Below are 8,453 nucleotides of genomic sequence, written 5' to 3'. Positions count from 1 at the left end.
GCGCCCGTCCCTCGGATAGGGGGCCTGGCTACCACTTTCGCTCGCGCCCACGGGGCGCAAGCCAAAAGTGGTAGCCCAGCCACGCATTCGCCCCCGAAACGCGTGGCTGAGCTACCACTTTTCGCTAGGCCGTGATCAGGCCTATGCCGGCGGCGGCCAGGCCCACGGTCAGGACGGCCGCGCCGGTCCAGAGGAGGGCGATCAGGCCGTTCGGCTTCTGGGGATCCTTGCCGATCACCGACAGGAAGAAGCCGGCCGGCATCAGGATCGCCGCGAACAGCACGCCGTAGGACAGCGCCGCCCAGGGCCGTCCGACGTCGGCCAGCTGCATGTAGAGCTGCACCAGCAGGCCCAGGATGACCAGCACCCCCGCGTGGGCGTGCCCGGCCCGGAAGAACGACTTCTGCAGGCCGTTGGCGGGCACGCCGCCGCGGACGACGCGAAGGAGGAACGTACCGCCGTAGGCGATGCCGATCACGGAGAGCAGCACCACCCCGGCGACGATGCGGAGCTGTTCGTCGAGCATCACCCGACGCTAGCAGCGCATCTTGACGCTGACAAGTTATCCCACGTCCACCGCCGCCTGGGCGAACTGCGCCGAGTAGAGCCGGGCATAGGCGCCACCGGCGGCCATCAGATCGTCGTGGGTGCCCTGCTCGACGATCGAGCCGGACTCCATCACCAGGATCACGTCGGCGTCGCGGATGGTGGACAGCCGGTGCGCGATGACGAAGCTGGTGCGCCCGGCGCGCAGCGTCGCCATCGCCCGCTGGATCAGCACCTCGGTGCGCGTGTCCACCGAGCTGGTCGCCTCGTCCAGGATCAGGATGCTCGGCTCGGCGAGGAACGCCCGCGCGATCGTGATGAGCTGCTTCTGCCCCGCGGAGACGTTCGAGCCCTCCTCGTCGATCACGGTCTCGTAGCCGTCCGGCAGCGTCCGCACGAACGAGTCGACGTGCGCCGCCTCGGCCGCCGCCTGCACTTTCTCGGGCGACGGATCGTCGGCGCCGTACGCGATGTTCTCGGCGATCGTCCCGCCGAACAGCCACGTGTCCTGCAGCACCATGCCCATCTGCTCGCGCAGCTGCTCCCGCGGCATGGTCGCGATGTCTGCACCGTCCAGCGTGATCCGCCCGCCGGTCACGTCGTAGAACCGCATCAACAGGTTGACCAGCGTCGTCTTGCCGGCGCCCGTCGGCCCGACGATGGCGACGGTCTGACCCGGCTCCGCGGTGAGGGACAGGTGGTCGATCCCGAATCCGGCCTCCGTGTACCGGAAGCTCACGTCTTCGAAGGCGACGCGTCCGCGTACCCGTGGCATCTCCACCGGGGCCGGCTCGGCGCTCTGCTCGGGCGCGTCGAGCAGCTGGAACACCCGCTCGGCCGAGGCCACGCCGGACTGGATCAGGTTGGCCATGCTGGCCACCTGGGTGAGCGGCTGGCTGAACTGCCGGGAGTACTGGATGAACGCCTGCACGTCACCCAGCGACAGCGTGCCGGACGCCACCCGCAACGCGCCGATCACGGCCACCAGCACGTAGTTGAGGTTGCCGACGAACATCATGGCGGGCTGGATCAGGCCGGAGATGAACTGCGCGCGGAACGCCGACTGGTACAGCGCGTCGTTGTGCTGCCGGAAGGTCTCCGCCGCCTCCTGCTCGCGGCCGAACACCTTGACCAGCGAGTGGCCGGTGAACATCTCCTCGATGTGGCCGTTGAGCTTGCCGGTGGTCGACCACTGCCGGACGAACTGCGGCTGCGACCGCTTGCCGACCGCCGTGGTGATGAAGAACGACACCGGCACGGTGACCAGCGCGATCAGCGCCAGCAGCGGCGAGATCCAGAACATCATCGCCAGCACGCCGATGATGGTCAGCAGTGCGGTGACCAGCTGCGAGAAGGTCTGCTGCAGGGTCTGCGCGATGTTGTCGGTGTCGTTGGTGGCCCGGCTCAGCACCTCGCCGCGCGGCTGCTGGTCGAAGTAGGACAGTGGCAGCCGGGACAGCTTGGTCTCGACGTCCGACCGCAACCGGTAGACCAGCCGCTGCACGATCGTCGCGGTCAGCCGCCCCTGCAGCGCCGCGAAGAGCGACGCGCCGACGTAGACCAGCGCCACCCAGGCCAGCAGGTGCCACAGCCGGGTGAAGTCGATGCCCTGCCCGGGGATCGCGTCCACTCCGGAGAGCAGGTCGGCCTTGGTGTTCTCGCCCTGCTGCCGCAGCTGGTCGACCAGCTCCTCCTTGTTCGCGCCGGCCGGCAGCATGCGCCCGACCACGCCGGCGAACACGATGTCGGTGGCCTTGCCGAGCAGCCACGGCCCGAGCACGGTGAGGAAGACACTGGCGATGCCCAGCACGAGCACCGCTGCGGCCTGCTCCTTCCAGGGCTTGACGAGGCCGAGCAGACGCTTGCTGGAGCCTTTGAAGTCCTGGAGTTTCTCCTTCGGCATCCCGGCGGCCATCATCGCCCGGGCGGGTCCGCCCATCGGCGGCCCGCCGGGCCTGCGGTTGGGCGCGGTCATGCGGCGGCCTCCTGCTCGGTGAGCTGCGAAAGAACGATTTCGCGGTACGTTTCGTTGCCGTCCATCAGTTCCAGGTGCGTGCCGGTGCCGACCACCCGGCCGTCGTCCAGCACGATGATCCGGTCGGCGTCGCGGATCGTGCTGACCCGCTGGGCGACGATCACCACCGTGGCGTCCCGGGTCTGCTGCGCCAGCGCCGCCCGCAGGGCCGCGTCGGTGGCGTAGTCCAGCGCCGAGAACGAGTCGTCGAAGAGGTAGATCTGCGGCTTGTGCACCAGCAGCCGGGCGATCGCCAGCCGCTGCCGCTGTCCACCCGAGACGTTCGTGCCGCCCTGGGCGATCGCCGCGTCGAGCCCGCCGTCCATCTGCTCCACGAAGTCGCGGACCTGCGCCACCTCGAGCGCGTGCCACAGCTCCTCATCGGTGGCGTCGGGATTGCCGTAGCGCAGGTTCGACGCGACCGTGCCGGTGAACAGGTACGGCCGCTGCGGCACCAGGCCGACCAGCCGGGACAGCAACCCGGGGTCGAGGTCGCGGACGTCCACGCCGTCCACCAGCACCGTGCCGCCGGTCGCGTCGAAGAGCCGCGGCACCAGGTTGAGCAGCGTCGACTTGCCGGATCCGGTGCTGCCGATCACCGCGGTCACCTCGCCCGGCCGGGCGGCCAGGTCGACGCCGCAGAGCACCGGCGCCTCCGCGCCGGGGTAGTGGAAGTCGACGCCGCGCAGCTCGAGCTCACCGTGCCGGGAGACGGTCGTGACGGGGTTGTCGGGGATGCGCACGGACGACTCGGTGGTCAGCACCTCCTCGATCCGCTCGGCACACACCTCGGCCCGCGGGATCATCACGAACATGAAGGTGGCCATCATGATCGACATGAGGATGTACATCAGATAGCTGAGGAACGCGGTCAGCGCCCCGATCTGCATCGCGCCGGAGTCGATCCGGTACGCGCCGAACCACAGCACGGCCACGCTGGACAGGTTCACCACCAGCAGCACGACCGGGAACATCAGCGCCATCAGCTTGCCGACCCGCAGCGAGACGTCGGTCAGCTCGTCGTTGGCGCCGCCGAACCGCTCCTGCTCGACATCGTCGCGGACGAACGCGCGGATCACCCGGATGCCGGCGATCTGCTCGCGCATCACCCGGTTCACCTTGTCGATGCGCACCTGCATCATGCGGAACAGCGGCCGCATGGCCCGGATGATCAGGGCGACCAGCAGGATCAGGATCGGAACGATGACCAGGATCAGCCCGGACAGCGGCACGTCCTGGTTCAGCGCCAGCACCACCCCGCCGAAGCACATGATCGGCGCGGACACCATCAGCGTGAAGGTGAGCAGCACCAGCATCTGGACCTGCTGCACGTCGTTGGTGGTGCGGGTGATCAACGACGGCGCGCCGAACTGGCCCACCTCGCGGGCGGAGAAGGTCGCCACCCCGGCGAAGATCGCGGCGCGTACGTCCCGGCCGACCGCCATCGCGACCTTGGCGCCGAAGTAGACGGCGACGACCTGCGCGGCGATCTGCAGCAGCGTGATGCCCAGCATCATGCCGCCGGCCCGCATCACGTAGCTGGTGTCGCCGACCACGACGCCCTTGTCGATGATGTCCGCGAAGATCGTCGGCAGGTAGAGCGTCGCCAGCGTCTGGATCAGCTGGAAGACGACCACCAGCAGGATTTCTTTCCGGTACGGCCGCAGGTGCCGTCGGAGGAGTTTGAGCAGCACTACCCGTCCCCGTTCTCGTTGTCGTCCCAGCTGCCGATGCGCGGGAGGACCAATCCGTCCGGCCGCTCGACGACCTGCAGTCCGTCGAGCAGCAGTGAGACCAGCTCGGCCGCGTTGAAGTTCTCCGGGTCGGCGAACGGCCCGTACGTGTTTGCTCCAGCGAAGAGCAGGAGCAGTCGCGCGGTGAACTGCGGTGAGCGGCGCAGCGACTCCGCGTCGGGCGCAATCACGTCGGTGATCGCCGCCTCGAGCAGGGTGCGTGCCCGCATCATGTTCGCCGCGGCGTTCTCGTGGTTCTCCGGCGCCATGGCCAGCGTGCGTGCCGCCCCGATCAACCGGGCGTTCTCGGTGAAGCGGCGCTGGATCAGCTCCGCCGTGATGATCAGCCGGTCGCGCAGCGGCAGCGACCGGTCGATCGCCGCCAGCGCGTCCAGCGTCTGCTGCGGGTCGAGCGCCCGGACCAGAGCGGCGACCAGCAACGCGTTCTTGTTCTCGAAGACGCCGAAGATGGTGCCCTCGGCCACCCCGGCGGCGCCGGCGATCTGTTTGGTGCTGATCTCCAGCCCGTGTTCGTAGAGCAGCGGGACGCAGGCCTCCACGAGGGCCGCGCGCCGGTCCTCGGGAGCCATGGCCGGAACGCGCCGGCGCTTTGCTTCATGCACGCCGCCACTCTAATGAGCGAGCACTCACTCAGCCACTGACATTTGTCATGTGTCAGCAAGGTTTAACTTGGTGTCTGCTTTCCTTGACGTCATGTAAAACTTGTTTTACATTGAACGGCATGACATCGGAGGAGAGGCGCGTCTGGATCCAGGGCGGCGTCGCGGTGCTGGGCTATGCGGCCTATCTGCTGCTGCTCGCCGGGGGCGTCGGCTACAAGGTCGCGATGCTCTGGACCATCGGCGCCGGGATCACCGCCGGCATCGTCCTGGCCATCGCGGCCGGGATGATCTGGCGCGAGGGCGCGGGTGAGAAGGATCAGCGCGACCGCGAGATCGACCGGTTCGGGCAGTACGTGGGCCAGTCGATGCTGGTGATCGGCGCACTGGCGGCGCTGATCCTGGCGTTGGCCGAGTGGTCGTACGGCTGGATCGCCAACGCCCTCTACCTGTCCTTCGTGCTCTCCGAGGTGGTCCGGTCGATCGCCAAACTCGTCGCCTACCGGCGGGGGTTCCACTCGTGGTGAAACCGACCCGCATCACCAACTCGATCCGGGCGCTGCGCTTCGCGAACGGCGAGATGACGCAGGCCGAGCTGGCCGAGCGCATCGGCGTGACCCGGCAGACCGTGATCGCCATCGAGCAGGGGCGCTACTCGCCCTCGCTGGAGGTGGCCTTTCAGATCGCCGGCGTCTTCGGCGTCGGGCTCGACGACGTTTTCCAGTATCCGACAGGGGAGGCATCACCATGATGAAGGCAGTGACACAGGACCGGTACGGGTCGTACGACGTGCTCGAGTGCCGCGAGGTCGAACGGCCGGCACCCGGGCCCGGTGAGGTGCTGCTCCAGGTGGCGGCGGCCGGGGTCGACCCCGGCGTCTGGCACCTGATGACCGGCCTGCCGATGGCCGCCCGGCTGGTCTTCGGTTTACGCAGACCGAAGGATCCCGTCCGCGGCCGGGACGTGGCCGGCACGATCGTGGCGACCGGGCCGGACAGTCCACTGTCGATCGGTGACCAGGTGTTCGGCATCAGCCGGGGATCGTTCGCCGAGTTCGCGATCGCCACCACCGAGTTGCTCGTGCGGCGGCCGGCGAACGTGACCGCCGCGCAGGCCGCCGTCACGCCGATCTCCGGCGGGACGGCGCTGCAGGCGGTCGAGAAGGGTGAGGTCGCGGCCGGGCACCGGGTGCTCGTCATCGGGGCGGGCGGCGGCGTCGGCACGTTCGCGGTGCAACTGGCCAAGGCGCGGGGCGCCGAGGTGACCGGGGTGTGCAGTGCCGGCAAGGCCGATCTGGTCCGGTCGGTCGGCGCGGACCACGTCATCGACTACAACCGCGAGGGGATCGGGCGCGGCTACGACGTCATCATCGACATCGCCGGCCTGCGTACCCTGGGTGAGTTGCGCGGCGCACTCAGCGCTCGCGGCACCGTCGTGATGGTCGGCGGGGAGGACGACGGCCGGTGGGTCGGCGGCGGCCTGACCCGTGGTCTCCGCGGATCGGTGATCAGCCCGTTCGTCGGCCACCGCCTGCGCTCGCTGCTGGCCCTCGAGCGCCGGGAGGATCTGGTGACCCTCGCCGGGATGCTGGGCGACGGGACGCTGACCCCGGTGATCGATCGGACGTACGCCCTGGCCGAGGCGCCGGCCGCCATCCGTGACGTGATGGAGGGCCGTGCGCAGGGCAAGCTCGTCGTGATCCCATAGCCTGTCGTCCATGCCGCGAGGAGGACGCCGCGCTGCCGGTGAGCCGGCGGCGATGGACTCCTCGGACTCAGTTCGCGCGGCGGTAGTGCAGGGCCACCACGCCGTTGCGGAGCGGCTCCGCCGAGAGCAGCTCGAGCTCGCGCGTGCCGGGCAGCCCGCCCTGGTACAGCGTCGGGCCGTGGCCGGCGAGCCTGGGATGGACGAGCAGCTTGTACTCGTCGATCAGGTCCAGCCGGTCGAGCTCGGTCGCGAGCTTGCCGCTTCCGAGGAGGACCCCGGCGGGGGTCGCGTCCTTGAGCTTCTGCACGCCCTCGCGCAGATCGCCGGTGATGTGGTGGCTGTTGGTCCACGGGAAGTTCCTACGCGTCGACGACACCACGTACTTGGGTTTGGCCTCCAGCTTGACCGCCCACTCGCGCATGGCCGGCGGCGCCTCGTCGTCGCCGCGGGCGACGGCCGGCCAGGAGCTCTCCAGCATCTCGTAGGTGACGCGACCCCACAGCATTGCCCCGCACTCGTCCATGAGACGGGTGAAGAAGGCGTGCGTCTCGTCGTCGGCGATCCCCTCCTGATGGTCGACGCAGCCGTCCAGGGTGAGGTTGAAGCTGAAGGTGAGGACTCCCATGGCCAGCGACTCTAACGCCACTACGGCGTCGCGGCCCAGGCGCCGCCGTTCGCTCCTGGGGCAATCGGGTCAGGGGTGGCCGGAGGGCGGTTAGGCTGCCGGAATGTTCTCGATCGACCTCGGCTCCGGCGCCGAGCTCCGGCCCCTCGAGCCCTGGCAGGCGCCGGAGTTCCTGGCGCACATCGACCGGGCGCGCGAGCTGGTCGATCCGTGGATCCCGTGGGCGAGCCGCAGCACCGACCTCGAGTCGGCGACCGCGACCCTGCAGCGCTATGCCGACCTGCAGGCGCGCGACGGCGGCCGGATCCTCGGCATCTGGCTGGACGGCACCCTGGTCGGCGGCGTCATGTTCGTGTCGTTCGACGCCGCGGCCGGCGTCGCCGAGGCGGGTTGCTGGCTGGAGCGGGCGGGCACCGGGCGCGGGCTGGTCACCGCCGCCGTGGGCACGCTGCTCGACTGGGCCTTCACCGAGCGCGGACTGCACCGAGTGGAGTGGAGGTGCCGCACCGACAACGCCCCCAGCCAGGCGGTCGCGCGCCGGCTCGGGATGTGGCTCGAGGGGCGGCTGCGCGAGGAGTACGAGTACCGCGGCGTGCGGCACGACACGCAGGTGTGGGCGATCCTGGCCGCCGAGTGGCACGCCGGGGTCAGTGGTACTTCCGCTCTCCCGCCCGAATCTCCGTCCTGACCGTGTTCTCGGGCGGGGCCAGCGGGCACAGCCATCGGTCGTCGTACGCGCAGCTCGGGTTGTAGAGGTAGTTGAAGTCGAGGCGCACCCGGCCGTCGCCCAGCGCGACCACCCCGCGCCCGTGCGTGCCCTTCACCGTGTCGGTCAGATAGCGCCCGCCGCCGTACGACTCGGGGCCGCACGTGGCGTCGCGCACCGGCAGGAAGAGCCCGCCGCCGTAGGCCTGGAACCACCACAGCGACAGCTCACCGACCGGCGTGTCGAGGATGCCGATCCGGCGGTAGTGGCACACGCCGTCCGTCCCGCCGGTGTCGATCTCGAGTTCGCCCTCCGCCGGGGTCAGCGCCGCCTCGATCACCGCGTCGTCGTCCGGCGGGAAGTAGCGCAGGCCGTCGAAGGGGGCGTCGCGGGCGATCGGTGACATCGGATGGTCGCGGAAGAGGTCGTCGCGGGCGGCGCGGAACCCGGCCAGGTCGGTGTCCGCGAGATACATGCCGGCGACGGCCGCCCGGAAGTCGGC

The 8,453-nt window shown here is 69.7% G+C and carries 10 protein-coding genes; 4 read left to right on the top strand and 6 right to left on the bottom strand.

Annotated features, from left to right (window positions below; genetic code table 11):
• Positions 1-124: 124 nt before the first annotated feature.
• The 4 genes from AB0M20_RS15270 to AB0M20_RS15255 are packed head-to-tail and all read right to left on the bottom strand — an operon-like array spanning position 125 to position 4,916.
• Complete coding sequence (locus AB0M20_RS15270) at positions 125-526, bottom strand: hypothetical protein (RefSeq protein ID WP_364298408.1); 402 nt, start codon at positions 524-526, stop codon at positions 125-127.
• 36 nt (positions 527-562) lie between these two features.
• Positions 563-2,521: an ABC transporter ATP-binding protein gene (locus tag AB0M20_RS15265; RefSeq protein ID WP_364298406.1), complete on the bottom strand. Its 1,959-nt coding sequence runs from the start codon at positions 2,519-2,521 to the stop codon at positions 563-565.
• Positions 2,518-4,254 carry an ABC transporter ATP-binding protein gene (locus AB0M20_RS15260; RefSeq protein WP_364298404.1) on the bottom strand — a complete coding sequence of 579 codons (1,737 nt, stop codon included), beginning with the start codon at positions 4,252-4,254 and terminating at the stop codon, positions 2,518-2,520. Before AB0M20_RS15260 ends, AB0M20_RS15265 begins: the two co-directional genes overlap by 4 nt.
• Positions 4,254-4,916, bottom strand: coding sequence for a TetR/AcrR family transcriptional regulator (locus tag AB0M20_RS15255; protein WP_364298401.1), 663 nt, complete (start codon positions 4,914-4,916; stop codon positions 4,254-4,256). The genes AB0M20_RS15260 and AB0M20_RS15255 overlap by 1 nt, the downstream gene beginning before the upstream one ends.
• Before the next feature lie 119 nt (positions 4,917-5,035).
• Here AB0M20_RS15255 and AB0M20_RS15250 point away from each other — a divergent pair, with 119 nt between their 5' ends.
• The 3 genes from AB0M20_RS15250 to AB0M20_RS15240 are packed head-to-tail and all read left to right on the top strand — an operon-like array spanning position 5,036 to position 6,620.
• Positions 5,036-5,440 (top strand): hypothetical protein, encoded by a 405-nt coding sequence (locus tag AB0M20_RS15250; RefSeq protein ID WP_364298399.1) that lies wholly within the window; start codon positions 5,036-5,038, stop codon positions 5,438-5,440.
• Positions 5,434-5,664 carry a helix-turn-helix transcriptional regulator gene (locus AB0M20_RS15245; protein ID WP_364298397.1) on the top strand — a complete coding sequence of 77 codons (231 nt, stop codon included), beginning with the start codon at positions 5,434-5,436 and terminating at the stop codon, positions 5,662-5,664. Before AB0M20_RS15250 ends, AB0M20_RS15245 begins: the two co-directional genes overlap by 7 nt.
• The gene (locus tag AB0M20_RS15240) at positions 5,664-6,620 is read left to right on the top strand and encodes an NAD(P)-dependent alcohol dehydrogenase (RefSeq protein WP_364298410.1); all 957 of its coding nucleotides are present in this window, start codon (positions 5,664-5,666) and stop codon (positions 6,618-6,620) included. The genes AB0M20_RS15245 and AB0M20_RS15240 overlap by 1 nt, the downstream gene beginning before the upstream one ends.
• A 67-nt stretch (positions 6,621-6,687) precedes the next feature.
• On the opposite strand, the gene AB0M20_RS15235 is transcribed toward AB0M20_RS15240, so the two are convergent.
• Positions 6,688-7,245, bottom strand: a complete 558-nt coding sequence (locus tag AB0M20_RS15235) for a dihydrofolate reductase family protein (RefSeq protein WP_364298395.1) — start codon at positions 7,243-7,245, stop codon at positions 6,688-6,690.
• Positions 7,246-7,348: 103 nt separating this feature from the next.
• Here AB0M20_RS15235 and AB0M20_RS15230 point away from each other — a divergent pair, with 103 nt between their 5' ends.
• Positions 7,349-7,933, top strand: a complete 585-nt coding sequence (locus AB0M20_RS15230) for a GNAT family protein (protein WP_364298393.1) — start codon at positions 7,349-7,351, stop codon at positions 7,931-7,933.
• Here AB0M20_RS15230 and AB0M20_RS15225 read toward each other — a convergent pair.
• A partial coding sequence (locus AB0M20_RS15225; RefSeq protein ID WP_364298390.1) for a DUF1684 domain-containing protein occupies positions 7,893-8,453 on the bottom strand: 561 nt, incomplete at its 5' end. The two genes, AB0M20_RS15230 and AB0M20_RS15225, sit on opposite strands and share 41 nt — an antisense overlap.

It is taken from the genome of Actinoplanes sp. NPDC051633, assembly GCF_040681735.1.
In the GTDB taxonomy this organism is placed as follows: domain Bacteria; phylum Actinomycetota; class Actinomycetes; order Mycobacteriales; family Micromonosporaceae; genus Actinoplanes.
This window is presented reverse-complemented; position numbering and strand designations above follow the sequence as displayed.

Excerpts from the sequence above, each read along its gene's own strand:
- AB0M20_RS15270 (WP_364298408.1), bottom strand. The coding sequence starts at position 526 with ATGCTCGACGAACAGCTCCGCATCGTCGCCGGGGTGGTGCTGCTCTCC.
- AB0M20_RS15265 (WP_364298406.1), bottom strand. The coding sequence starts at position 2,521 with ATGACCGCGCCCAACCGCAGGCCCGGCGGGCCGCCGATGGGCGGACCC.
- AB0M20_RS15250 (WP_364298399.1), top strand. The coding sequence starts at position 5,036 with ATGACATCGGAGGAGAGGCGCGTCTGGATCCAGGGCGGCGTCGCGGTG.
- AB0M20_RS15240 (WP_364298410.1), top strand. The coding sequence starts at position 5,664 with ATGAAGGCAGTGACACAGGACCGGTACGGGTCGTACGACGTGCTCGAG.
- AB0M20_RS15235 (WP_364298395.1), bottom strand. The coding sequence starts at position 7,245 with ATGGGAGTCCTCACCTTCAGCTTCAACCTCACCCTGGACGGCTGCGTC.
- AB0M20_RS15230 (WP_364298393.1), top strand. The coding sequence starts at position 7,349 with ATGTTCTCGATCGACCTCGGCTCCGGCGCCGAGCTCCGGCCCCTCGAG.